This is a genomic window from Streptomyces sp. NPDC059454 (assembly GCF_042749965.1).
GTDB lineage: Bacteria > Actinomycetota > Actinomycetes > Streptomycetales > Streptomycetaceae > Streptomyces.
In genome coordinates this window covers 119768-144350 of record NZ_JBHYVC010000003.1, presented here as the reverse complement: position 1 = coordinate 144350, position 24583 = coordinate 119768, and the positions used below count along the sequence as shown (strand labels likewise).

The 24583-nt window shown below is 72.7% G+C and carries 22 protein-coding genes; 15 read left to right on the top strand and 7 right to left on the bottom strand.

The window, feature by feature from the left end; all coding sequences use genetic code 11:
• The first annotated feature begins 3 nt into the window (after window positions 1-3).
• A complete protein-coding gene (gatB, locus tag ACFXAE_RS03230) occupies window positions 4-1518 on the top strand; it encodes an Asp-tRNA(Asn)/Glu-tRNA(Gln) amidotransferase subunit GatB (RefSeq protein ID WP_384707169.1) in 1515 nt (504 codons plus the stop codon).
• Window positions 1519-1584: 66 nt separating this feature from the next.
• Here the strand turns inward: gatB and ACFXAE_RS03225 are convergent, their stop codons facing one another.
• Complete coding sequence (locus tag ACFXAE_RS03225) at window positions 1585-2388, bottom strand: methyltransferase domain-containing protein (RefSeq protein ID WP_384707166.1); 804 nt, start codon at window positions 2386-2388, stop codon at window positions 1585-1587.
• A 187-nt stretch (window positions 2389-2575) separates the two neighbouring features.
• Between ACFXAE_RS03225 and ACFXAE_RS03220 the strand changes: the two genes are divergently transcribed.
• The 4 genes from ACFXAE_RS03220 to ACFXAE_RS03205 all read left to right on the top strand — a co-directional run bounded on the left by ACFXAE_RS03220 (window position 2576) and on the right by ACFXAE_RS03205 (window position 6411).
• Window positions 2576-2878, top strand: coding sequence for a hypothetical protein (locus ACFXAE_RS03220; protein WP_384707164.1), 303 nt, complete (start codon window positions 2576-2578; stop codon window positions 2876-2878).
• 163 nt (window positions 2879-3041) lie between these two features.
• On the top strand, window positions 3042-5288 hold the full coding sequence (locus ACFXAE_RS03215) for an MMPL family transporter (protein WP_384707161.1): 2247 nt from the start codon (window positions 3042-3044) through the stop codon (window positions 5286-5288).
• Entirely contained in the window at window positions 5266-5823 is a 558-nt protein-coding gene (locus ACFXAE_RS03210; protein ID WP_384707158.1) for a GNAT family N-acetyltransferase, read from the top strand. Before ACFXAE_RS03215 ends, ACFXAE_RS03210 begins: the two co-directional genes overlap by 23 nt.
• A gap of 54 nt (window positions 5824-5877) precedes the next feature.
• A complete protein-coding gene (locus ACFXAE_RS03205) occupies window positions 5878-6411 on the top strand; it encodes a hypothetical protein (RefSeq protein WP_384707155.1) in 534 nt (177 codons plus the stop codon).
• Window positions 6412-6469: 58 nt separating this feature from the next.
• Here the strand turns inward: ACFXAE_RS03205 and ACFXAE_RS03200 are convergent, their stop codons facing one another.
• From ACFXAE_RS03200 to ACFXAE_RS03185, 4 genes are all read right to left on the bottom strand, one after another.
• Window positions 6470-7402 carry a 5-dehydro-4-deoxyglucarate dehydratase gene (locus ACFXAE_RS03200; protein ID WP_384707387.1) on the bottom strand — a complete coding sequence of 311 codons (933 nt, stop codon included), beginning with the start codon at window positions 7400-7402 and terminating at the stop codon, window positions 6470-6472.
• A 20-nt stretch (window positions 7403-7422) separates the two neighbouring features.
• Window positions 7423-8412, bottom strand: coding sequence for a 2-hydroxyacid dehydrogenase (locus ACFXAE_RS03195; protein WP_384707152.1), 990 nt, complete (start codon window positions 8410-8412; stop codon window positions 7423-7425).
• A 7-nt stretch (window positions 8413-8419) separates the two neighbouring features.
• A complete protein-coding gene (locus ACFXAE_RS03190; RefSeq protein WP_384707149.1) occupies window positions 8420-9694 on the bottom strand; it encodes a glucarate dehydratase family protein in 1275 nt (424 codons plus the stop codon).
• 68 nt (window positions 9695-9762) lie between these two features.
• Entirely contained in the window at window positions 9763-10731 is a 969-nt protein-coding gene (locus ACFXAE_RS03185; protein WP_384707146.1) for a 2-hydroxyacid dehydrogenase, read from the bottom strand.
• A 311-nt stretch (window positions 10732-11042) separates the two neighbouring features.
• Between ACFXAE_RS03185 and ACFXAE_RS03180 the strand changes: the two genes are divergently transcribed.
• The 9 genes from ACFXAE_RS03180 (at window position 11043) to ACFXAE_RS03140 (ending at window position 21251) form a co-directional block, all read left to right on the top strand.
• Window positions 11043-12635, top strand: coding sequence for an ABC transporter substrate-binding protein (locus tag ACFXAE_RS03180; RefSeq protein WP_384707143.1), 1593 nt, complete (start codon window positions 11043-11045; stop codon window positions 12633-12635).
• Window position 12636: 1 nt separating this feature from the next.
• Window positions 12637-13566 (top strand): ABC transporter permease, encoded by a 930-nt coding sequence (locus ACFXAE_RS03175; protein ID WP_384707140.1) that lies wholly within the window; start codon window positions 12637-12639, stop codon window positions 13564-13566.
• A 14-nt stretch (window positions 13567-13580) separates the two neighbouring features.
• A complete protein-coding gene (locus ACFXAE_RS03170; protein ID WP_384707137.1) occupies window positions 13581-14558 on the top strand; it encodes an ABC transporter permease in 978 nt (325 codons plus the stop codon).
• A complete protein-coding gene (locus ACFXAE_RS03165) occupies window positions 14555-15565 on the top strand; it encodes an ABC transporter ATP-binding protein (protein WP_384707134.1) in 1011 nt (336 codons plus the stop codon). The genes ACFXAE_RS03170 and ACFXAE_RS03165 overlap by 4 nt, the downstream gene beginning before the upstream one ends.
• The gene (locus tag ACFXAE_RS03160; RefSeq protein ID WP_384707130.1) at window positions 15558-16601 is read left to right on the top strand and encodes an ABC transporter ATP-binding protein; all 1044 of its coding nucleotides are present in this window, start codon (window positions 15558-15560) and stop codon (window positions 16599-16601) included. The genes ACFXAE_RS03165 and ACFXAE_RS03160 overlap by 8 nt, the downstream gene beginning before the upstream one ends.
• Entirely contained in the window at window positions 16592-17326 is a 735-nt protein-coding gene (locus tag ACFXAE_RS03155; protein ID WP_384707127.1) for a TSUP family transporter, read from the top strand. Before ACFXAE_RS03160 ends, ACFXAE_RS03155 begins: the two co-directional genes overlap by 10 nt.
• Before the next feature lie 131 nt (window positions 17327-17457).
• Entirely contained in the window at window positions 17458-17634 is a 177-nt protein-coding gene (locus ACFXAE_RS03150; RefSeq protein WP_384707124.1) for a hypothetical protein, read from the top strand.
• Window positions 17635-17950: 316 nt separating this feature from the next.
• Entirely contained in the window at window positions 17951-21028 is a 3078-nt protein-coding gene (locus ACFXAE_RS03145; RefSeq protein WP_384707122.1) for an AAA family ATPase, read from the top strand.
• Between the two features lie 34 nt (window positions 21029-21062).
• Complete coding sequence (locus ACFXAE_RS03140; RefSeq protein WP_384707119.1) at window positions 21063-21251, top strand: DUF6191 domain-containing protein; 189 nt, start codon at window positions 21063-21065, stop codon at window positions 21249-21251.
• 4 nt (window positions 21252-21255) lie between these two features.
• Here the strand turns inward: ACFXAE_RS03140 and ACFXAE_RS03135 are convergent, their stop codons facing one another.
• Entirely contained in the window at window positions 21256-22461 is a 1206-nt protein-coding gene (locus tag ACFXAE_RS03135) for a PQQ-dependent sugar dehydrogenase (protein WP_384707116.1), read from the bottom strand.
• A gap of 72 nt (window positions 22462-22533) precedes the next feature.
• Window positions 22534-23532 (bottom strand): aldo/keto reductase, encoded by a 999-nt coding sequence (locus ACFXAE_RS03130; RefSeq protein WP_384707113.1) that lies wholly within the window; start codon window positions 23530-23532, stop codon window positions 22534-22536.
• Window positions 23533-23607: 75 nt separating this feature from the next.
• Between ACFXAE_RS03130 and ACFXAE_RS03125 the strand changes: the two genes are divergently transcribed.
• The gene (locus ACFXAE_RS03125) at window positions 23608-24561 is read left to right on the top strand and encodes a 2-hydroxyacid dehydrogenase (RefSeq protein ID WP_384707110.1); all 954 of its coding nucleotides are present in this window, start codon (window positions 23608-23610) and stop codon (window positions 24559-24561) included.
• The last annotated feature ends 22 nt before the right edge of the window (window positions 24562-24583 follow it).

The following is a 24583-nucleotide window of genomic DNA, read 5'->3' as shown; positions in this document are numbered from 1 at the left end:
ACCGTGACCACCACGACTGACCTGGTGTCGTACGAGGACGCGCTGGCGTCGTACGACCCCGTCATGGGCCTAGAGGTCCATGTCGAACTCGGCACCCGGACCAAGATGTTCTGCGGCTGCTCGACGGCGCTCGGCGCCGACCCGAACACCCAGACCTGCCCCGTCTGCCTCGGCATGCCCGGCGCGCTCCCGGTCGTCAACGCGACCGGCGTCGAGTCGGCGATCAAGATCGGTCTCGCGCTGAACTGCGAGATCGCCGAGTGGTGCCGCTTCGCCCGGAAGAACTACTTCTATCCGGACATGCCGAAGAACTTCCAGACCTCCCAGTACGACGAACCGATCGCCTTCGACGGCTACCTCGACGTGCAGCTGGAGGACGGCGAGACCTTCCGCGTCCAGATCGAGCGCGCCCACATGGAGGAGGACACCGGCAAGTCGACGCACGTCGGCGGCGCCACCGGCCGCATCCACGGCGCGTCCCACTCCCTGCTGGACTACAACCGTGCCGGCATCCCGCTGATCGAGATCGTCACCAAGCCGATCGAGGGAGCGGGCGAGCGCGCCCCCGAGGTCGCCCGGGCGTACGTCCGTGAGCTGCGCGAGCTCATCCGGGCGCTCGGCGTGTCCGAGGCCCGCATGGAGATGGGCCAGATGCGCTGCGACGTGAACCTGTCGCTGCGCCCGCACGGCACCGAGAAGTTCGGCACCCGCAGCGAGACCAAGAACGTCAACTCGCTGCGGTCCGTCGAGCGCGCGGCCCGCTTCGAGATCCAGCGGCACGCCGCCGTGCTGAACGGCGGCGGCACGATCATCCAGGAGACCCGCCACTTCCACGAGGACACGGGGTCCACGACCTCGGGCCGCGTGAAGGAGGAGGCCGAGGACTACCGGTACTTCCCGGAGCCCGACCTGGTGCCGGTCGCCCCGTCCCGCGAGTGGGTCGAGGAGATCCGTTCCGCCCTGCCCGAGCTGCCGCTGGTGCGCCGCAACCGGCTCCGCGAGGAGTGGGGGATCTCCGGCACCGACATGCAGTCGATCCTCAACGCCGGTGCGCTGGACCCGATCGTCGCCACCATCGACGCCGGCGCCGACGCGGCCTCCGCCCGCAAGTGGTGGATGGGCGAGCTGGCGCGCGCCGCCAACGAGTCCGGCAAGGGGCTCGACGAGCTGGCGATCACCCCGGAGCAGGTGGCCCGGGTCACCGAGCTGGTGAACGGCGGTGATCTCAACGACAAGCTGGCCCGTCAGGTCATCGAGGGCGTGCTCGCCGGTGAGGGCACCCCGGACGAGGTGGTCGACAAGCGCGGCCTGAAGGTCGTCTCCGACGAGGGCGCCCTGGGCACCGCCGTCGACGAGGCCATCGCCGGCAACCCGGGCATCGCGGACAAGATCCGCGGCGGCAAGGTGGCCGCGGCGGGTGCCCTGGTCGGCGCGGTCATGAAGGCCACGCGCGGGCAGGCGGACGCGGCCCGCGTCAAGGAGCTGATCCTTCAGAAGCTGGGCGTCGGCGAGGGCTGATCGCCGAAGAGCACGGGAGGGGGCGCATCGGGTTCGACGCGCCCCCTCCCTCATGCCGTCACACGATCAGGGCCGGCGGCCCACCACGCGTGTGAAGCCCAGCGTGCGGCCCCGGTCCGCGCGCAGCATCTCCGCGCTCTCCCGGCTCATCCGCACATGGAACTCCTCCGTGCTCTCCTCGGCGACGACGTCGCACCAGAGCAGCCACTCCCGCCAGCCGTCCTCCAGCCAGTCGGCCGTCTCGACCTCCACGGCCCCGCTGCGGGTCCAGTGGCGGCGCCACCAGGCGGGGCTGTGGAAGCACCAGAACGCGGGGTCCCAGAAGGGCTTCAGGTGCTCCGGCGGTTCGCTGCCCTCGATCTCCCCGGGCATCGACGGGACGACGACACCGATCCGCCCGCCCGGCTTCAGCAGCCGGGTCAGCGTCGGCAGGTACAGGTCGTCGGTGCCGAAGTACTGGTACGCGTCGATCGAGACGATCGCGTCGAAGCTCTCCTCCCCGAAGGGCAGGTCGTGCGCCTCGGCGAGGACCGGAAACACCCGGTCGGCGACGCCCGCCCCGGCGATGCGGCGCGCGTTGTCGTCCGGCTTGATCCACAGGTCGGCCGCGGTGACCTGGACGTCGTACTCCCTGGCCAGGAAGACCGACGTCATGGCGCGTCCGCAGCCCAGGTCGAGCACGCGTGCGCCGGGGCGCAGGGTGTCGAGGCCGAGGGCCGGGGCGAGCCACTCCAGCAGCCACAGCGCGTGCGGGCCCATCTGGTTGTCGACGGTCCAGCGGGCGTCGTAGGCGCTGCTGCGGGGGTACCGGGGCAGGGTGAGGCGGCTAGCGAGGTCGTCGTGCGGGGTGTTCGATGTGATGTCCGACATCGGTGAACGGGCTCCTTGGGGCCGTGAAGAGGGAAGGGGTCGCGTCGGAGATCGGGCGGACAAGCATCAAAGCACCTGCTTCGGCCGGCGGCGGACTGCCGCGGAACATCGGAACGGCGGACGCTAGCAGGCGGCCCCGCACCCCCGCATCCGGGTTTCGGGACCTCGGGCGCTACGCTCGCGCGCCATGAGCGGACGTGCCGATTCCGAACCGTCTCCGGACCTCCACGCGGAAGACGCCGCGCGGGAGGTGCGCCGGGCCCGGTGGACCGCCGTGGGCGCCGGTGCCGTCCTCGCGTTGTGCGGGGCGGCCGCCGCCCTCCTCCGTCTCACCGGCCCCGCGCCGGTCCTCGTCCCCGTCGCGTACGCCTGCGGAGCCGCCGTCTGCGCCCTGGCCGCGGTGCTGGGCTCCCGGGGGCGGACCCGCAGGGCGCTGTGGCTGCTGATCGCGGGGCTCATGGTCATGGCGCTGGGGGACCAGTTCGACTGAGCCGCCCGGGACATGTGAATTAGTACACGAAAGCGACAAACGATCACTCTTGCCTGCAAGGGTGGGCAGTGCATTGCCCATGCGTTCTTTGCGGGATGCTCGGTTCACGTTCGGCTGTTCCCGGTCAAAGATCCACACTTCAGTCATCCCGGGAGCACGTTTCGTGGCAGCCCTCGCACGCTGGTGTGTCCAACGCCGTCTGATCACCGTTCTGCTCTGGCTCCTCGCCCTCGGCGGGGTCTTTGCCGGGGCCTTCGCCGCCGGCTCCGCCTACTCGAACGACTACGAGGTGCCCGGTACCGAGTCCGGGCGGGCCACCCAGTTGCTGGAGGAGGGCTTCCCGGACCTCGGCGGCGACAGCGACAACGTGGTCTGGCACACCGCGTCCGGCAGCGTCCGGGACACCGGCGTCGAGCAGGCCATGACCCGCACCCTGGACCGGATCGGGGACCTGCCCGGCGTGGCCGCCGTGAGCGGTCCGTACGACGACCGGGGCGCCGGCCGGGTCAGCGCCGACGGCCGCACCGCCTACGCCACGGTCACCTTCGACGACCAGGCCGAGGACATCGACGCGGGCGAGGCCACCGCCGTGATGGAGACGGCCGAGGCCGCCGGGACCGACGGACTCCAGGTCGAGCTGAGCGGCAGCGCCGTCGAACTCGGCGAGTCCTCCGGCGGGCACACCGCCGAGATCGTCGGCGTGCTGGTCGCCGCCGTCGTCCTGTTCCTCGCCTTCGGCTCCCTCGCCGCCTCGCTGCTCCCCATAGCCACCGCCCTGGTCGGCGTCGGCACCGCCTACGCCGGGATCGTGCTCCTCGGGCACGCCATGACCGTCGCCGACTTCGCCCCCATGCTCGGCATGCTGATCGGGCTCGGCGTCGGCATCGACTACGCGCTGTTCATCGTGACCCGGCACCGGCGCGGACTGAAGCGCGGCCTCACCGTCACCGAGGCCGCCACCCACGCCGTCGCCACCACCGGACGGGCGGTCGTCTTCGCGGGCGCCACCGTGTGCATCGCCCTGCTGGGCATGCTGATCCTCCGGCTGAACTTCCTCAACGGCGTCGCCATCGCGGCCTCGCTCACCGTCGTCCTGACCGTCGCCGCCTCCGTCACCCTGCTGCCCGCCCTGCTGTCGTTCATCGGCATGCGCGCGCTCAACCGCCGGGAGCGGCGCCGACTGGCGGAGCACGGGCCCGAGCCGGAGGTGCCGACGGGGTTCGCCGCCCGCTGGTCGGCGTTCGTCGAGCGCCACCCCAAGCTGCTCGGCGCCCTCGCGATCGTCGTCATGGCCGTCCTCGCGCTGCCCACCCTCTCCCTCCACCTGGGCACCTCCGACCAGGGCAACGATCCCGAGACGTCCACCACCCGCCAGGCCTACGACCTCCTCGCCGACGGTTTCGGCCCCGGCGTGAACGGCCCCCTCACCCTCGTCACCCACGTCGACGGCGCCGGGGACCGGCTCGCCCTGGACAACCTCGACACCACCCTGCGCGCCACCGAGGGCGTCGCGTCGGTGTCGCCCGCGGCCTACGGCGCGGGCGGCGACACCGCGTACCTCACCGTCGTACCGGAGTCCTCCCCGCAGTCGAAGCGGACCAGTGACCTGGTCGACCGGCTGCGCGACGACGTGCTGCCGCGGGCCGAGTCGGGCACCTCGCTCGACCTGCAGGTCGGCGGCGTGACGGCCGGGTACGACGACTTCGCCGACGTCATAGTCGACAAGCTGCCCCTCTTCGTCGGTGTCGTGATCGGCCTGGGCTGTCTGCTGCTCCTGCTCGCCTTCCGCTCGATCGGCATCCCGCTCAAGGCGGCGGCGATGAACGTGGCCGCCGTCGGCGCCGCCTTCGGCGTCGTCGTCGCGATCTTCCAGTGGGGCTGGGGCAGCGAACCGCTCGGCCTCGGCAGCGCGGGCCCCATCGAGCCCTTCCTGCCCGTGATCATGGTGTCGGTGCTCTTCGGGCTCTCCATGGACTACCAGGTCTTCCTGGTCGGCCGGATGTACGAGGAGTGGCTGGAGACCGGTGACAACCGGCGCGCCGTCCGCGTCGGCCTCGCGGAGACCAGCCGGGTGATCAACTCCGCCGCCGTGATCATGATCTCGGTCTTCCTCGCCTTCGTCCTCAGCGGCGACCGGGTGATCGCCATGTTCGGCATCGCGCTCGCCGCGGCCGTCGCCCTCGACGCCTTCGTCCTGCGCACCCTGCTCGTCCCCGCCCTCATGCACCTCCTCGGCGGCGCCAACTGGTGGCTGCCGCGCTCGCTGGACCGGATCCTGCCGCGGATCAGCATCGAGCCGCCCGAGGCCCGTGCCGCCCATGAGAGGCTGGCCGCCGCCACGGACGCCGAGGCGGCGGACGTGCTGGCCGAGGAGGAGCAGCAGCGGGATGTACGCGATACGACTGGGTGACGACGGAGCCGAACTGCGCCCCCTGGAGCCCTGGCACGCCGAGGAGTTCCTGGCCCATCTGGACCGGGGCCGGGAGTTCGTCAACCGGTACATCCCCTTCGGCTCCAAGGCCACGGACGTGGCCGGCGCCCGGGAGATGCTCCAGCGGTACGCCGACTGGCGCGCCGCCGACACGGCCTCGCTGCACGGGCTGTGGCTGGACGGCACGCTCGTGGGCGGGGTGCTCACCCTGAACTTCGACGCCGCGAACGGCACCTGCGAGGTCGGCTGCTGGCTGGAGCCCGCCGCCACCGGGCGCGGGCTCGTCACCCGCGCGATGCGGGTGCTCATCGACTGGGCGGTCGAGCGGCGCGGCATCCACCGCGTCGAATGGGTCGCGGCGGCCGGCAACGGGCCGAGCATCGACGTCGCCCGCCGGCTCGGCATGACCCGCGACGGCGTCCGCCGCCAGGCCCACCTCCACCACGGGGTACGCCACGACCTGGAGGTCTGGTCCGTCCTGGCCCCGGAGTGGCGCGCGCACAACGATCACTGACGCGCACGGCGATCATTAAGCGGACTCTCAGAGAGCGTCCGTACGGTGCGGGGCATGGGAACCAGGACAGTGGACGAAACCGGGACCGGGACCGAGCACGACGAGACGGCGGTGGACGCCACCGAGCCGGACGACGCCACGGACGAGGCGCAGGACGCACCCGAGACCGAGGCCGGCGAGGAGGACGGCCCGTCCGGTGTCGGACAGGGCGCCGCCGCGGTCGTCTCCGCGGCCCTCGGCCTCGTCTCGCTCACCGGCAGTTGGCTGGGCACGGTGGCCGCCGCGCGGGAGACCCTCGTGGGCCAGCTGGAGACGGCCGCGGACGCCGGCGTCGCCACCCAGGTCAAGGAGGTCTACGGCGACGCCTGGCACACCAGCGCGCTGTGGGGCGGCCTGTTCGCGCTGACCGCGCTGATCGTGGGCGCGGTGGTGCTGGCGAGGCCCGCGTTCGGGGCGCCGGGCCGGACGGTCCAGGCGCCCTGGATCAAGTCGGTCGCCTGGGCGGGCGTGGCGCTCGGCGTCATCGGACTGCTGCTGGCCGTACTCAAGTACACCGACGTGCTCCTGGGCCTGCCGGCGACCGGCTGAGCCGTGCCGCAGGGGGTCTCCGGGTGTCCGGAGACCCCCTTACGCGCGTTCAGGAGGCTCAGGAGGCGATCACGGCGCGCGCTTCGGCGATGATGGCCGCCAGCTCCTCGGTCTCGGGCGCGGTGAGGGAGGTCAGCGGCGGACGGACCGGCCCGGCTTCGAGGCCCTCCAGGGTGACCCCGGCCTTCACCAGCGCCACCGCGTACCCCGGAACCCGCTTGCGCAGCCGGACCAGCGGGTGGAAGAAGGTGCGCTGCAGCGCGTCGATGCGCTTCTGGTCGCCCTCCTCCACCGCGCGGTGGAAGGCGAGGGAGACATCGGGCGCGAAGGCGAAGGCGGCCGACGAGTACAGCTCCACGCCCAGCGCCCGGTACGCGAGCTGGCTCGCCTCGGCCGTGGGCATGCCGTTGAAGAACTGGAACTCCTTGCCGGTCCCGTCGAGCGCCTCCCGCACGGCGGGGACGATCCGTGCGAGCAGATCGAGGTCACCGGTGCCGTCCTTGAAGCCCGTCACGGTGGGCAGCCGGGCGATCGCCGCCGCCGAGCGCTCGTCGAAGCGGGCGTTCGCCCGGTTGTAGACGATCAGCGGCAGGGCGGTCTCCCCGGCCACCTCGCGGGTGTAGGCGACGAGCCCGTCGGCGGGGGCCTCGACCAGGTACGGCGGCATGAGCAGCAGACCGTCCGCACCGGCCTGAGCGGCCGCCCGCGCGAGCCGGCGGGCCTGGCCGACGGAGCCGCCGGCTCCGGCGTACACCGGGACGCGTCCGCCCACCGCCTCGACGGCGGTGCGCACGACCGCGCCGTACTCCTCGTGGTCCAGGGCGTGGAACTCGCCGGTGCCGCAGGCGACGAAGACTCCGCCCGGGCCGGCGTCGACCCGGTCCGCGATGTGCCGGCGCAGGGCGTCGAGGTCGACGTCACCGGTCGCGGTGAACGGGGTGACGGGGAAGAAGAGAACGCCTTCGAGCATGGGTGTTTTCCTACTCTGGATGAGGGACGGGAGCGGTGTGGTCAGTGGCCGGGGGAGGGGGAACCGGCACGGACCACGTGGGTGAGCGCGTCCCCCCGCTCCAGCCGGTCGATGTTCTCGGCGATCTCGGTCGCACGGGCGGCGAAGGTGTCGGCCGTGTGGCCCGAGTGGTGCGGGGTCATCAGCACGTTCGGCAGGTCGTGGAAGGGCAGCCGGCTCGGCGCGTCGGGCGGTGCCGACCACCACACGTCCAGCGCGGCGCCCGCGATGGTGCCGGAGGCGAGCGCCTCGTAGAGCGCCTCCTCCTGGACCACCGGCCCCCGCGCCACGTTGACCAGCAGGGCCTCGGGGCCCATGACCTTCAGCTCGGCGGGGCCGATCAGTCCGCGGGTCGCGGGGCTCAGCGGGACGGTGACCACCACGACGTCGGAGTCGGCGAGGAGCTCCGGCAGCCGGTCGTCGCCGCCGATCCAGTCGGGCCGCAGGTCCGCGGGGAACGGGGCGGAGGGGTCGCGGCGCACGGCGCGGACGCGCAGGCCGACCGCCTGGCACAGCCGGGCGACCTCGGTGCCGGTCTCGCCGAAGCCGACGACGCCGACCCGGCGGCCCCGCAGCGTGGTCCCGAAGGGCAGCGCGGGATCGACCGCCACGTTGCGCCACCGCCCGGCGCGCAGCGCGCGGTCGGCGCCCAGGACGTCGCGGGAGAGCATCAGCATCGACATGAGCACGTGCTCGGCGATGGAGCGGCCGTGGTGGTGGGTGGTGGCGACCGTGACTCCCGGGTGGAGCGCGTCCAGCGGGATGCCGTCGTAGCCGGCGCCGACGACATGGACGAGCCGCAGCCGCCGCGCGCGCCGGGCGTCCTCGGGGCGCAGCTTCGAGCCGACGTAGACGTCGATGTCGCCGATGGCCTCGGAGAGCCGCACGGCGTCCAGGTCGAAGGCCTCCAGCCAGTCGTGCTCGCCGTGCGTGGACGCCTTGAGCCGGTCGTGGAAGCGGCTCAGGATGCGGTGGTTGAGCATGATGCGCATCAGCCGCTCACCACCGGGGGGTCTTGGTGGAGAAGGACGGCTCGAAACGGCGCATGTAGCCGGTGTCGTCGCGGTCGCGCAGCCCGCAGTCGAGGTACTGCCGGTGCAGCCGGGCGAGGGCGTCCCGGTCCAGTTCCACGCCGAGACCCGGAGCCTTCGGTACGGCGAGCCGGCCCTCGTCGAACCGCAGCGGCGTGGGGTCGACGACGTCCTCGTCGGGCCGCTTCCAGGGCCAGTGCGTGTCACAGGCGTAGGTCAGCCGCGGTGTCGCGGCGGCCAGGTGGGTCATGGCCGCGAGGCTGATGCCGAGGTGCGAGTTGGAGTGCATCGACAGGCCGAGGCCGAAGGTCTCGCAGATCGCGGCGAGCTGCCCGCAGCGCCGCAGACCGCCCCAGAAGTGGTGGTCGGACAGGACGATGCCCACGGCTCCCTCGGCCACGGCGGGGGCCAGGTCGTCGAAGGAGACCACGCACATGTTGGTGGCCAGCGGGGTGGCGGTCCCGCGGGCCACGGCGGCCATGCCCCCGATGCCCTCGGTCGGGTCCTCCAGGTACTGCAGGACACCGTCCAGCTCCCGGGCGACGCGCAGGGACGTCTCCGTACTCCACGCCGCGTTGGGGTCGAGCCGCAGCGGAAGGTCCGGGAACGCCTTCCGCAGCGCCCTGACCGCGGCGATCTCCTCGTCGGGCGGGAAGACGCCGCCCTTGAGCTTGATGGAGGTGAAGCCGTACGCGCCGATCATGCGGCGGGCCTGTTCGACCAGCCCTTCCGGGGTGAGGGCGGGGCCCCAGTCGTCGTCCTCCTGGCCCGGGTGGGCGGCCCACTTGTAGAAGAGGTACGCGCTGTAGGGCACCGAGTCGCGCACCGCTCCGCCCAGCAGGTCGCTGACCGGCCGGCCCACGAGCTTGCCCTGGATGTCCAGGCAGGCGACGTCGAACGGGGACATGACCCGGTCCACGGCGCTGCTGCCCGTGACCATGCCGGACATGCCGTCGCCGCCGGTGGTGTCGGCACCCAGCGCGCGGGTGGTGCGGGTGATCAGCTCGTTCAGGCTCCAGACGTCCATGCCGGTCAGTTCCTCGGCGGCGCGCCGCAGCCGCTCCAGATGCACCGTGCCGCCGTAGGTCTCACCGACGCCGCTGACACCGGACTCGGTGGTGATCTCCACGATGGTGCGCAGTGCGTAGGGCTCGTGCACCCCGACCGTGTTCAGCAAGGGGTGGTCCCGGAAGGCCACGGGGGTCACGGTGACGCCGGCGATCCGCTCTGAGGTCCGAACCATGAATGCCATCCTCATATGTAGTCGGCGTTCTCATTTGTAGACAGCCGGGTGGGGTGGTGTCAATGGGCTCACCCCGGTACCGGGGTGAGCAGCACCCCCTCGGTCATGAAACGCTCCACATTGCGCAGCACCAGGTCGGCCATGGCCTCGCGGGTCTCCCGGGTGGCGCTGGCGATGTGGGGGAGCAGGACCACCCGGTCCGAGTCCAGGAGCGCCCGCGGCACGTTCGGCTCGTCGGCGAAGACATCGAGCGCCGCTCCCGCGATCCGTCCCGCCTCCACCGCCGCGACCAGGGCGGACTCGTCGACGACGCTGCCCCGCGCGACGTTCACCAGATGCCCCTCGGGGCCGAGCGCCTCCAGCACCCGCGCCGACACCAGCCCCTCCGTGTCCGCGCCGCCCGCGACGGTGACGACGAGCGCGTCGCACGCCTCGGCCAGCGACTCGGCGGTGGGCAGGTGACGGTACGCGACACCGGGCACCGGGACGCGCGAGCAGTACGCCACCTCCACGCCGAACCCCTCGAGTCGTCGCGCCACGGCCCGGCCGATCCGGCCCAGCCCGAGGACGCCGACCCGCTTGCCGCTCACCCGCGAGGCCAGCGGGAAGGGTGCGGTGCTCCAGTGGCCGGCCCGCACGTACCGGTCGGCCGCCGACATCCGGCGCATGACGTCGATCAGCGCCCCGACGGCGAGGTCGGCCACGCAGTCGGTGAGCACGTCCGGGGTGTTGCTGACGTCGATGCCGTGCGCCCGGGCGCGGACCACGTCCGTGGTCTCGTATCCGACGCCGAAGTGGACGATCGCGCCCAGCCTCGGCAGCGCGTCCATCAGGGCGTCGCCGACCCCGAACCGTGCGCTGGTGACGGCGGCGACCACGTCCCCGCCGTGGTCGCGGAGGAAGCCGTCCGGGTCGGGCAGCTCGTGCAGCCGCACCGTGCGGTGGCGCTCGGCCAGGGTCCGCTCCAGGCGGGGGAGCAAGGGGGAGACCTGGAGCAGGGTGGCCGGGCCGACGGGGGTGGTGCCGGGGCTGGACATGGTGTTCTCCTGTCTTCGGCGAGTTTCCGGAACGTGGCGCTCCGCCCTCTGCGGCGGGATCCCGTGGTCGTCGCGACGGGCCGGCGCGGGCGCCCGGCCGGGCCCGGAGGGTCCGGGGGCGTGAGTGCGGCGGAGGTGGAGCGGGAGTGGAGCTGGACAGATCCGTTCCTGCGCATGTCTTGACGCTGCCCCGGTGCCGGTTTAGCTTCGGCGTTCACAGATGCGGACCGAGTACGCAAGTGTAGACAGCCTCTCGCAGTCACCCGTACGTGGAACGCGACACACCAGCACTCACCGGAGACAGGCCGACGATGAAGTTCTCCGTTTCCTCCCTCCCGCCCACCGGACGAAGGCGCCGCCGCGCGCCGACGGCGACACTCCTGGCGGGCACGGTGCTGCTGTCCAGCGGCTGCGCCGTGGCGGGCAGCGCCGCCGGCGACGCCGGCCGTGCCGACGGCCGCACCCTGCGGGTGGTGCTCACCCAGGAACCACCGACCCTGGAACCCTGCGAGGCATCGCTGACCGGCACCGGCGTGGTCGTCCGGTCCAACATCACCGAGCCCCTCGTCGAACGCGACCCCGACTCCGGCGAGCTGCACCCCCTGCTCGCCACCGGCTGGAAACAGACCGGTGACCGCACCTGGACCTTCGACACGCGCGAGGGGGTGACCTTCCAGAACGGCGAGCCGTTCACCGCGCGGGACGCCGCCTTCTCCATCGACCGGGCCGTCAACTCCGACCTCGCCTGCAACGTCGAGGGCTATGTCTTCGGCGACGAGGACCTGAAGGTCGAGGCGGAGAGCGACACCCGGCTGACCGTCACCACCGAGCAGCCCGATCCGATCCTGCCGCTGCGCCTGAGCTTCGTGGAGATCGTGCCGCGCACGACGAACGCCGAGGCCAAGGTCCGTGTCCCGATCGGCACCGGCCCCTACGCCGTCAGCTCCTGGCAGCCCGGGGCGGCGATCGACCTCAGCCGCCACGACGACTACTGGGGCGACGCCCCGGACTTCCCCCGCGCCCGCTACGTGTGGCGCAGCGACGCCAGTGTCCGCGCCGCCATGATCGACAAGGGTGAGGCGGAGATCGCCGTGGCCCTCGACCCCGTCGAGGCGGAGAAGGACACCACGGTCGCCTTCCCCAACAACGAGACGACCGCGCTGCGGCTGGACGGCCGCGAGGCGCCGCTCGACGACCTGCGCGTACGCCGCGCCGTCGACCTGGCCGTGGACCGGGACGGCATCATCGACGCCCTGCTCGGCGGACTCGCCGAACCGGCCGGCCAGCTGGTCCCGCCCGGAGTGGTGGGACACGACGAGGCGATCGAACCGACCCGGCAGAACGTGGCCGAGGCCAAGGCCCTGATCGAGGCGGCCGAGGCCGACGGCGTACCCGTCGGCCGGCAGATCACCCTGGTCGCCCGCAACGGCATGTTCTCCGGGGTGTCGGAGACGGCGGAGGCCCTCCAGTACCAGATGCAGCGGATCGGGCTGAACGTCAAGGTCAGGATGGCGGACACCGCCACCCAGCTCCAGTACCAGCTCCGGCCGCTGCCCGAGAACGTCGGCCCCATCGCCCTGCTGATCATGCACGGCAACCAGGCCGGTGACGCGGCCTTCACCACGAGCCAGTACCTGCTGAGCGACGGACCCCAGTCCACCTTCGGCACCGAGGAGCTCGACCGGCGCATCGCCGACGCCGGCGCCCTCTCCGGCGAGCAGCGCCAGAAGGCGTTCGCCGGCCTGCTCGCGGACCAGAACAGGTCGGTCGTCCAGTACGCCCACCTGGCCCACATGAGCGGACTGCTCGGCCTGTCACCGTCCATCCGGTACGAGCCGAACTCCGCCACCGGCGACGAGATGCGGCTGGCAGAGGTCGGCCCGGCGAAGGCAGGACAGCACTGACATGGTCACCTTTCTGCGCAAACGCATCCTCTCCAGCGCCATCCCCCTGGTGTGCGTGGTGCTGGGCGTGTTCTTCCTGGCCCGGATGACCGGCGACCCGGTCGACCTCTACCTCCCGCTGAGCGCCACCGCCGAGCAGCGCGCGGAGTTCTCCGCCGCGCAGGGCTTCGACCTCTCCGTCCCGGCCCAGCTGTGGAACTACCTCGTCGACGCCGCGCACCTGGACTTCGGCACCTCGCTGCGGACCGGGCAGTCCGCCACCGAGATGGTGCTGGACGCCTTCCCCGTCACCCTCCAGCTCGCCGGCGTCACCATGCTCCTTGCGATCACCGGCGCGGTGCTGATCGGCAGCCTGGCCGCCTACCGGCCCAACTCCCTGGTCGACCGGATCGCCAGCCTGCTGTCGATGACGGCCGCCAGCATCCCCGACTTCTGGTTCGCCGTCATGGGCGTCCTCGTCTTCGGCGTGAGCCTCGCCTGGCTGCCCACCTCGGGCACCCTGGGCGGACCCGAGGTCTGGGTGCTGCCCATCGCGACCCTGCTCATCCGCCCGTTCGGCGTGCTCGTCCAGGTGGTGCGCGGCAGCATGGTCTCCGCGCTCTCCGCGCCCTACGTCAAGATCGCCCGCGCCAAGGGCGCCACGCCCCAGCGGGTGATCTTCGGTCACGCCCTGCGCAACGCCGTGACGCCGGTGCTGACCGTGGCCGGCGACCTGACGGTGGGCCTGGTCAACGGCGCCGTCATCGTGGAGACGATCTTCGGCTGGCCCGGCATCGGCAAACTCATGATCGACTCCATCCTCCAGCGCGACTTCGCGGTCCTCCAGGCGGCCGTCCTGCTGACCGCCGTGACGATCTTCGCGCTGAACATCCTCGTCGACGTCTGCCACGCGCTGACCGACCCCCGAGTACGTCAGGCGGTGCCGGCGTGAGTGAAGGAAGCATCATGACCGAAGAAGAGACCGCGGCCGGGGACGGGCGTGCGGACGCCCCGGAGTCCGCCCCCGCCCACAAGAGCCCGCCGCGCTGGTGGCGGCTGCTCGGCCGGGACCGCGCCGCCGCCGTCGGAGCCGCCGTCCTCACCGTGGTCGTCCTGGTCGCCCTCTTCGGCCGGCTGTTCATCGGCGACCGCGCACAGCGCCAGGACCTGGACGCCTCCCTGCGGGCGCCCTCCCTGAGCGACGGCTTCTACGGACTGCTCGGCACCGACGTCCTCGGGCGCAGCGTGCTGGCCCGGCTGATCGACGCGGCGGGGACGACCTTGTCCGTGGCCGTCCCCGCGGTGCTCTGCTCACTGATCATCGGATCGGCGATCGGCCTGTGGGCCGGCTACCACGGGGGCCGCCGGGAGAGCGTGGCGATGCGCGTCGCCGACGTCATCCTCAGCTTCCCCTCCCTGCTCGTCGCGGTCGTCGTGCTGTACGTCTTCTCGCCCTCCGCGCTCAACATCGTGCTGATCCTCGCCGTGGCCCGCATCCCGGTGTACCTGCGCACCTCCCGCGCGGAGGCCGCCGAACTGCGCAGCCGCCTGTTCGTCGACGCGGCCCGCACCTTCGGCACCCCCAGCCGGAACATCATCCACCGGCACATCCTGCCGATCGCCCTGCCGACGCTGCTGACGGTCGCCACCCTCGACTTCTGCTTCGTGATGCTCACCGAGTCCTCGCTGAGCTTCCTCGGCATCGGCATCCAGCCCCCGGACGTCAGCTGGGGCCTGATGGTCGCCCAGGGCCGGCAGTACCTCCAGACCGCCTGGTGGATCACCGTGCTGCCCGGACTGGCCATCGTGCTCACCACCGTGTCCGCCACGGTGCTCGCCGCCTGGGCCCGCATCGCCACCGACCCCGCCCAGCGCTGGCGTCTGACGCTGCCCCGCAAGCGCCGCGGAGCCTCCGCCGCCGTTCCCCCGGAGATGATCCCGTGACGACCACATCCGCCACCGCCCCGTCCGCCACCGGCCCCGCCCTCGACGTCGAAGGGCTCTGCGTGGACCTGCGCACGGCCTCCGGGACGGTACGCGCCGTGGACGGCGTCAGCTTCAGCGTCCGCCGCGGCCGCACCCTGGCCCTCCTCGGCGAGTCCGGCTGCGGCAAGTCGATGACCGCGCTGTCGGTCGTGGGCCTGCTCGACCCCGCGGCCGAGGTGACCGGAGGCGCCGTGCGGGTCAGGGGCGAGGACACCCTGCGGATGAGCCCGGCCGAACGCCGCAAGCTGGCCGGACCCGTCCTGTCCATCGTCTTCCAGGACGCCCTGACCGCCCTCAACCCGGTGCAGCCGGTGGGCCGGCAGATCGGCGAGCCGTTCCGCATCCACCGCGGACTCTCCCGGCGCGAGGCCCGGGAGAAGGCGGTCGAGCTGATGACCCGCGTCGGCATCCCCGAACCGAGGCAGCGGGCCAAGTCCTACCCGCACCAGTTCTCCGGAGGCATGCGCCAGCGGCTGCTGATCGCGATGGCCGTCGCCCTCGACCCCGACGTGCTCATCGCCGACGAGCCGACCACCGCCCTCGACGTCACCGTGCAGGCCCAGATCATGCGGCTGCTGCGGGACCTCCAGGACGAGCGGGACATGGCCGTCGTACTGATCACCCACGACCTCGCCGTGGTCGCCCAGCGCGCCGACGACGTCGTCGTGATGTACGCCGGAACGGTCGTGGAGCAGGGCACGGTGCGCGAGGTCTTCTCCGCGCCCCGCCACCCCTACACCCGCGGGCTGCTCGACTCCGTCCCCGAGGACGCCGAGCGCGGACAGCCGCTGCCCGCCGTCCCCGGCAGCCCGCCCGAGCTGAGCGCGGTGCCGCCCGGCTGTGTCTTCCAGGCCCGCTGCCCGCTGGTGCGGGAGCGCTGCGTCCGGGAACGGCCGGCCCTGCGCGCCGCCGGCGACGGACGGTCGGCGGCCTGTCACTTCTCCGAGGAGCTCGACCGTGACTGACTCCCGCACCACCCCTGCGATCCCCGGGCCCCGGACCGACGGACACCCGCCACTGCTGGAGGTCAGCGGTGTCACCAAGAGCTTCGGCAGCGGCCGCCGTCGGCTGACCGCCCTGGACGGCGTGGACATACGGCTCGGCCGGGGCGAGACCCTCGGGCTCGTCGGCGAGTCCGGCTGCGGCAAGTCCACCCTCGCCCGGGTACTGCTCGGCCTGGAACGCCCCGACGCGGGCACGGTGCGCTACGACGGCGTCGACCCGTTCGCCCTGCGCGGCAAGGAGCTGCTCAACTGGCGGCGCCGCGTCCAGATGGTCTTCCAGGACCCCTTCGCCTCGCTCAACGCCCGGATGTCGGCCGCCGATCTGATCGGCGAGCCCTGGCGCACCCACAAGGACGTCGTCCCGGACGCGAAGGCCCGCGAGAAGCGGATCCGTGAACTGCTCTCCCTGGTCGGGCTCCGGGACAGCGACGCCCACCGCTACCCCAACGAGTTCTCCGGCGGGCAGCGCCAGCGCATCGGCATCGCCCGCGCGCTCGCCCTGGACCCCGACCTCATCGTGTGCGACGAACCGGTCTCCGCCCTGGACCTGTCGGTGCAGGCCCAGGTCCTCAACGTGCTCTCCGAACTCCAGTCCCGGCTCGGCGTCGCGTACGTGTTCATCTCCCACGACCTGTCCGTGGTGCGGTACATCTCCGACCGGGTGACGGTGATGTACCTGGGCAAGGTCATCGAACACGGCGGGACCGAGGACGTCTTCGACCGTCCCCAGCACCCCTACACCGCCGCGCTGATGTCGGCCGCACCGGTCCTGGACGCCTCCCGTGCCGCCCACGACCGGGAGATCCAGCTCAAGGGCGAGATCCCCTCGCCCTTCGACATCCCCTCCGGCTGCCGCTTCCGCACCCGCTGCCGGCACGCCGAGGACACGTGCGCCACCGAGGCGCCCCCGCTCGTCGTCCGGGAGTCCGAGGGCGCGGGCGACGACCACACCGCCCTGTGCCACTTCCCCCTGGGGGAGCGGTCCGGGTGGGCCTGACCGGCGCGGAGTTCGCCCTGCTCTCCCTCACGGTGGGCGTCGGCACGGTGCTCCAGGTGTCCGTCGGCTTCGGCCTGGGCATGATCGCCGCGCCGGTGTTCTCCCTGGTCGACCCCACCCTGGCGCCACCGGTGGTGCTGCTGCTCGCCGCCGGGGTGACGGCGGCGGTACTGCTGCGGGAGCGGGGCACGGCGGATCTGCGCGGCTGCGGCTGGGCCCTCGTCGGACGGGTGCCGGGAGCGGCCGCGGGCGCACTGCTCGTGGTGGTGCTGCCGGCGAAGTACCTCGCGCTGCTCATCGCCGGAGTGGTGCTCACCGGCGTCGCGGTGAGCGTGGCGGGGTACGTACCCCGCGCGCGGCGCTCCTCGGTGCTTCTGGCCGGGATGGCGTCGGGGCTGATGGGCACGGCGACCTCCATCGGGGGCCCGCCGATGGCGATGGTGTGGCAGCGGCTGAGCGGGCCGCGGCTGCGGGCCACGATGAGCGCGTTCTTCCTGGCCGGTTCGTTGATGAGCCTGGTCGCGCTGGCGGCGGCGGGAGCCGTCGGGGCGCACACCGTGCAGCGCGCGGTGCTGCTCGCGCCGGCGGCGGTCGCCGGCGTGCTGCTCGCCGGTCCGCTGACCCGGCGGCTGAACGCCCGGCACACACGTACGGCGGCCATGGCGCTCGCGGTCGCCGGTGCGGCGGGGCTGGTGGCGCAGCAACTGGGGCCTCAGAACGCCTAAGTACCTTCTAAGGCCCCGGGCCGGCTGCAAGATACGGAACCCTCCCGATGTGGCGGACCCGCCTTGGAGACGAAGGTGGAGGCATCGCGGAAAGCGATGGCCGACACCGACTCCTCCGGGGGGAACACACCATGTTCGCGTACGCACTCCACCGACTCCGTCACGACGAGCTCGTCCGCCGGGCGGAGGAAGAGCGCCAGGTCCGGGAGGCCCTCCGCCTCCGCCGCGCCACCCGCCACAACGCCGCCCCACGCAACACCGAGGCGGAAAGCCATACCCGGCGCTACCGCTTCACCGGGGCCGCATGAGACCCGCCGCGTAACCGCGGGCAATCGTGCCTCCCCCGTGCCCCAAGGGCCTGGGGATGTCCCCAGCGGCACGGGTGGGCGGTGGGAGCACCCCCCGCTCATGGGGGCACCCCGCTCGAGCGCAGCCGAGAGCGGGGGAGCAGCCGAGAGCGGGGGAGCAGTCGAGAGCGGGGAGGCACCCCGCGAACGCCGGGCCGCGCGACCCACCCCCGCCCAGCCCTCACACCGGGCACCCCGCAGGCGCCGGTCCGCACGCCCAACGGCGCCGCCCCGCCCCACAAGGAAAACCGGTGACCCGTTGTCGGGGGAGCATGCGATGCTCAGGCGCGTGGAGACCAAGTCCGTCAGTCCCGTGTTCGTGGGCCGCAGCACCGAACTCGACACACTGAACACCGCCCTCACCCGCGCCGCCGCCGAGCCCCAGGCACTGCTCGTCGGAGGTGAGGCCGGCGTCGGCAAGACCCGCCTGGTCGAGGAGTTCGCCGCAGCCGCCCGCCGCCGCGGCGCGATCGTCGCCCTCGGCGGCTGCGTCGAGATCGGCGCCGACGGACTGCCCTTCGCCCCCTTCTCCACCGCCCTGCGCCAACTCCGCCGCGAACTGCCCGACCAGCTCGCCGCCGCCGCCTCCGGACAGGAGGAGGAACTCGCCCGCCTGCTCCCCGAAATCGGCACCGCCGCCCGCGAGGCCCGCCGCGACGAACAGGGCATGGCCCGCCTCTTCGAGCTCACCGCCCGCCTGCTGGAGCGCGTCGCCGCCGACCACACCGTCGTCCTCGTCCTGGAGGACCTGCACTGGGCCGACGCCTCCACCCGCCACCTGCTCGCCTACCTGTTCCGCACCTTGCGCACCGGCCGCCTCGTCGTCCTCGCCACCTACCGCTCCGACGACATCCACCGCCGCCATCCCCTGCGCCCCCTCCTCGCCGAACTCGACCGGCTCCGCACGGTCCAGCGCGCCGAACTCGGCCGCTTCAACCGCGAGGAGGTCGCCCGGCAGATCGCCGGCATCATCGCCCGCGAACCCGAACCCGACCGCGTCGACGACATCTTCGAGCGCTCCGACGGCAACGCCTTCTTCGTCGAGGAACTCGCCGTCGCCGCCGGCGAGGGCTGCTGCACCGGCCTCACCGACTCCCTGCGCGACCTGCTCCTGGTCCGGGTCGAGGGACTGCCGGAGAGCGCCCAACAGGTCGCCCGGATCGTCGCCGAGGGCGGCTCCACCGTCGAGGACCGGCTGCTGGCCGCCGTCGCCCGGCTCACCGAGGACGACCTCATCGAGGCCCTGCGGGCCGGCGTCAACGCCAGCATCCTCACCCCCGTACCCGACCGCGACGGCTACCGCTTCCGCCACTCCCTGGTCCGCGAGGCCGTCAGCGACGACCTGCTGCCCGGCGAACGCTCCCGCCTCAACCGCCGTTACGCCGAGGCCCTGGAGGCCGACCCCACCCTCGTCCCCGCCGACGAGCGGGTGACCCGCCTGGCCAGCTACTGGTATCACGCCCACGACGCGGCCAAGGCCCTGCCCGCCGTCCTCGACGCCTCCGTCGAAGCCCGCCGACGCCACGCCTACTCCGAGCAACTGGGCTTGCTGGAGCGGGCGATGGAGCTGTGGGACGCCGTTCCCGACGCCGTACGGGACACCCTGCGCCCCCTCGATCACGCCGAGGTCTATCCTCCCCCACTGCCTGAAGGGCGCGGGGGGACCCCCAGCGGCTGCGACCCCGGGACGACGCCGCTGCGTTATCTCGACCTGATGGCCGAAGCCGCCGTCGCCGGCCGCCTCTGCGGGGAACGCGAACGCTCGATGAAGATCACCAAGCGGGCGCTGCGCCTCCTCGACGAGGACCCCGACCCCCTGCGCGCCGCCTGGTTCTGGGTGCAGCGCTCCCGGCTCACCCAGGCCCTCGCCCGTGGCGACGGCTGGGCCGAACTCGGCACCGCACAGGACTTGGTGCGCGGACTGCCCCCGTCCGAGGTGCACGCCGAGGTCCTCGCCTCCGCCGCCGGTTGGTCCATGCTGCACGAACCCGGCCCGGAGGCCATGGCCGCCGCCGAACGCGCCGTCGAGTACGCCCGCATGGTCGGCGCCCACGACATCGAGCTCAACGCCCGGCTCACCCTCGGCGGCCTCATGGTCGACGCCGGTGACATCGAGACCGGACTCGCCGAGATGTACGAGGTCAAGGACCGGGCGACCGAACTGGGTGTGGACATGGTGGTATGCCGCGCCCATGTGAACCTCCCGTCCGTCCTCGAAGGCGTCGGCCGCTCCGCGGAAGCCGCCAGGCTCCTCCAAGAAGGTGTCCACGTCACCCGCAGGCTCGGGCTGCTGGACTCCGAGGGCTGGGTGTGGGGCAACCTCGCCGAGTCCCTCCACACCCTCGGCCGCTGGGACGAGGCGGCCCGCGCCGCGGCCAACGCCCAGCGTCTCGAACAGAGCGCCAAGCAGCGTGCCGGAGGCTCGATGCGCCTGGCGTCTCTCGCGTACGACCGGGGGGACCTGGCCGAGGCGGCCCGCCGGCTCGCCGACGCCCGCACCGTCTTCGGCACCCACGACCCGATGCCGCAGTACGCCCTCCCCATGAAATGGGTCGCCATCGGTATCGCCGCCGCCGAGGGCCGCCTGGCCGACGCCCGCGCCGAACTGCTCACCGCCCTCGACACCGGACTCCCGCCCGGCACCCAGCGCTACGGCTGGCCCCTGCTGCTCGCCGCCACCACCGCGGAGGCCGACGCCCACGGTGACCCGGCGACCGAGCCCGGCCGCCCGGAGATCCTGGACCGGATCCGCACCGCGGCCAGGACCCTGGCGACCGGCGTCCCCGTATGGAAGGCGTACGACCTGTGGCTGCGCGCCGAGCTGCTGCGCGCCGAGGGCAGGACCGCGCCGGACGCATGGTCCGCGGCCGTCGCGGCGGTCGAGCCACTGGAGCGGCCCTACGACCTCGTACGCGTCCGGTTCAGGCTCGCCCAGGCACTGCTCGCCACCGGCGCGGGCGACGACGAGCGCGCCCGCGCCACGGAACTGCTGCGGCTGGTGACCGCCGTCGCCGACCACCTCGGCGCCGCACCGCTGGCCCGGTCCGCCGTGCTGCTGGCGCAGCGCGCCCGCCTCGCACTGCCCGCCGCCTCCCGTGAGCCGGCCCCCGCCGACCCGGCCGACGCGCTCGGCCTCACCAGCCGGGAGCGCGACGTCCTGCGGCTGGTGGCAGCCGGCCACACCAACCGCCGTATCGCCGAGAAACTGTTCATCTCCCCGAAGACGGCCAGCGTCCACGTCTCCAACATCCTCGCCAAGCTGGGCGTCTCCGGGCGGGGCGAGGCGGCGGCGATGGCGCACCGGCTCGGTCTGTTCACGACGGAGACGGGTGAACGGCTGGCGGCGGGGCAATAGGTGCACGACCCATTTACCCTTGGGAAGAGGAGCGATGTTCAACGCCTTCGAGGAACTGTTCGCCCCCGGCCGTAAACACACCCACGACGAGCAGAACCGCCTGGAACTGACCCGGGAGGACGTCGGCGACGCCGATTCCGGACGCGGACCGATAGACCTCGCGTCCGGAAAGGTCACCGTACGCCCGCCGACGGCGCCGGAGGAGGCGCCCGAGGTGGACTGAAAGACTAGCCCACCTCCAGCTCCAGGATCCGGTCGTCGCTCTCCTTCGGGCTGCCGCGCCCGTCCGTGTTGCTGGTGACCAGCCACAGCTTGTTGCCGCCCGCCGCCGCCACCGTGCGCAGCCGGCCGTACTCGCCCTCCAGGAAGGCCTGAGGGTCCGCCGAGGCCTCCGTGCCCTTGAGCGGTATGCGCCACAGCCGCTGGCCGCGCAGTCCCGCCATCCAGACCGAGCCCTCGGCGTGGGCGATACCGCTGGGGGAGGCCTCGTCGGTGCTCCACTGGTCGATCGGGTCGTGGAAGCCGCCGTCGTCCGACTCGCCCTCCGCCTCCGGCCAGCCGTAGTTGTCGCCCGGCTTGATCGCGTTCAGCTCGTCCCAGGTGTTCTGGCCGAACTCCGCGGCGAACAGTCGCTGCTTGCCGTCCCACGCCAGGCCCTGCACATTGCGGTGGCCGTACGAGTACACCGCGGAGCCGGGGAACGGATTGCCCGGGGCCGGCTCGCCCTCCGGGGTCAGCCGCAGGATCTTGCCGCCCAGGGACTCCTTGTCCTGGGACAGACCTGTGTCACCGCTCTCGCCCGTGCCCGCGTACAGCATCCTGTCCGGGCCGAAGGCGATCCGGCCGCCGTTGTGGATCTCGCCCTTGGGGATGCCCCGGAAGACCGTGTCCGGCGCGCCCAGCTGCTCACCGGCCGGCTTCTTCTCGTCGTAGATCATGCGGACGATGCGGTTGTCGGAGGCCGAGGTGAAGTACGCGTACACCATGCGGTCCGCGGCGTACTCGGGGGAGAGGGCGATGCCGAGCAGGCCGCCCTCGCCGGACGGCGACACCCCGGGCACCTCGCCCAGCTCGGTCTTCTCGCCGGTCCTCCCGTCGACCCGGGTGATCGTCGCCTCGTCCCGGGAGGAGACCAGCAGATCACCGTCGGCCAGCGGGGCCAGGCCCCAGGGGGAGCTCAGGCCCGTGGTCACCGTGCGGACCACCTTCACCGAGCCCTTCGCGGGCGGTGCCTCCTCCGCGGCCCCCTCCGGCGACGAGGACGACGTCCCCGCCGTACCGGTCGGGGAGGCGCCGCCGTCTCCGCCCGGCGGTCCTCCGTCGTCGGAGGAGCAGCCGGCGGTCAGCAGGAGCGCGGCGGCGGCCAGTACGGCCGTCACGGCTCGTCGTTGCACGATCTCGTCCCTTCGACGCGGTGGGGTCCTACCTGTCATACACCGCTCGCGGCTCACAGGTTCCCGATCGCGGAACCCCGAACCGCGGGATCGCCGCCGCCGGTCCGTCGCTCAGTCCCAGGACCCCTGTGCCGCGGGCAGTTCCGCGATCTCCGCGAGGTCGCGTTCCGTCAGGCGCAGGTCCGCCGCGGCTGCGTTCTCCACGACCCACCGCTCCCGCTTGGTGCCGGGGACCGGGATCACCTGGCGGCCCCGGCCCAGCACCCAGGCCAGCGCCACCTGCGCCGGGGTGACGTGCGCGCCGTGCCGGCGGGCGACGCGGCGCAGGCCGGCCACGATCGGCTGGTTCGCGGCCATCATCTCGGCCGTGAAGCGGGGGTGCCGGGCGCGCAGGTCGTCCGCCTCGAAGCCCACGCCGGGCGTCAGCGTCCCGGTCAGGAAGCCGTTGCCCAGCGGCATCGCCGCCAGGAAGCCGATCCCCCGCGACGCGCACCACGGCAGCAGCGCCCGGAGCGCCTCCGGCGACCACACCGACAGCTCCGCCTCCACCGCGCTCACCGGAAAGACCTGCTGCACCCGCTCCAGCTGCCGGATCGTCGAGTCGTGCAGCCGCGCCCCCGGCCGCCGCGCCGAACGCGCCCCCACCGCGCACAGCCCCAACGCCCGTACCTTTCCGGCCTGTACGAGCTCGGCCATCGCGCCCCAGGTCTCCTCGACCGGGACCTCCGGGTCGGCGCGGTGCAGCTGGTAGAGGTCGATGACATCGGTCTGGAGCCGGCGCAGCGACGCGTCGCAGGCCCTTCTCACGTACCCGGGACGGCCGTTGGCCACGATGTGCTGGTCGCCCACCAGCAGCCCGACCTTCGTGGACACGAAGGCGTCGGAGCGCCGCTCCTTCAACACCCGCCCGAGCAGCAGCTCGTTGGTGAACGGGCCGTACATGTCGGCGGTGTCGAGGAGCGTCGAGCCCGCGTCCAGCGCCCGGTGCACCGCCCTGAGCGACTCCTCGCCGCGCTGCCGGGACGTGCTGTAGGCCCAGCTCATCGGCATGCACCCGAGTCCGACGGCCCCCACCGCGAGCGCCCCCGCGCCGATCGTCCTGCGCTCCACCTGGTCGTGACCCTCCCTCTCCGGCCCCCCAACCTAACCTCTGCGTCCCCGCGCTCCTGAACTAGCCTCCGGACCATGACTGCTGCTGACGTATGGCTTCCCATTCCGCCGGACGAGATCGAGGGCCTTCCCGAGGGGCCGCGCTACCTCTTCTGGGACGGAGACGAGGAGTTCCCCGCCGACCCGGCCGACTGCGGCTTCTACGTCGTGCCCTACATGAAGCCCGCCGGGACCGTGGTGCGCCCGATGCCGCTGATGCGTTCCGTCCGCGTCGTACAGACCCTGTCGGCCGGCACCGACCACGTGGAGTCCGGCCTGAAGGACCTGCCCCCCGGCGTACGGCTGTGCAACGCACGCGGTGTGCACGAGGCCAGCACCGCCGAGCTCACGCTCGCGCTGATCCTGGCCTCCCTGCGCGGCATCCCCGATTTCGTGCGGGCACAGGACGAGGGGGAGTGGCGCGGCGGATTCCGGCCCGCGCTCGCCGACAAGAACGTGCTCATCGTGGGGTACGGCTCGATCGGCGCGGCCATCGAGGACCGGCTCGTTCCGTTCGAGCTCGCGCGGGTGGCGCGCGTCGCGCGCTCCGCACGCGCCACGGAGCGCGGGCCGGTGCACCCGCTCACCGAACTGCCCGCCCTGCTCCCCGAGGCGGACGTCGTCGTCCTGTCCACGCCGCTGACCGAGACCACCCGGCACCTCGTGGACGCCGCGTTCCTGGCCCGGATGAAGGACGGCGCCCTGCTGGTGAACGTGGCCCGCGGCGGCGTCGTCGACACCAAGGCGCTGCTCACCGAGCTGGAGAGCGGCCGCATCACCGCGGCCCTCGACGTCACCGATCCCGAACCGCTGCCCTCGGAACATCCCCTGTGGCGGGCGCCGGGCGTCCTCATCAGCCCGCACGTCGGCGGACCCACCTCCGCCTTCCGGCCGCGCGCCGAGCGGTTGCTGGTCAATCAGTTGCGCCGTTACCTGAACCGGGAGGAGCTCGGCAACGTGATCCTGGTGACGGGAGCGGAAGCCCTGTAGTCCGCTTCGAGTACCGTCCGCG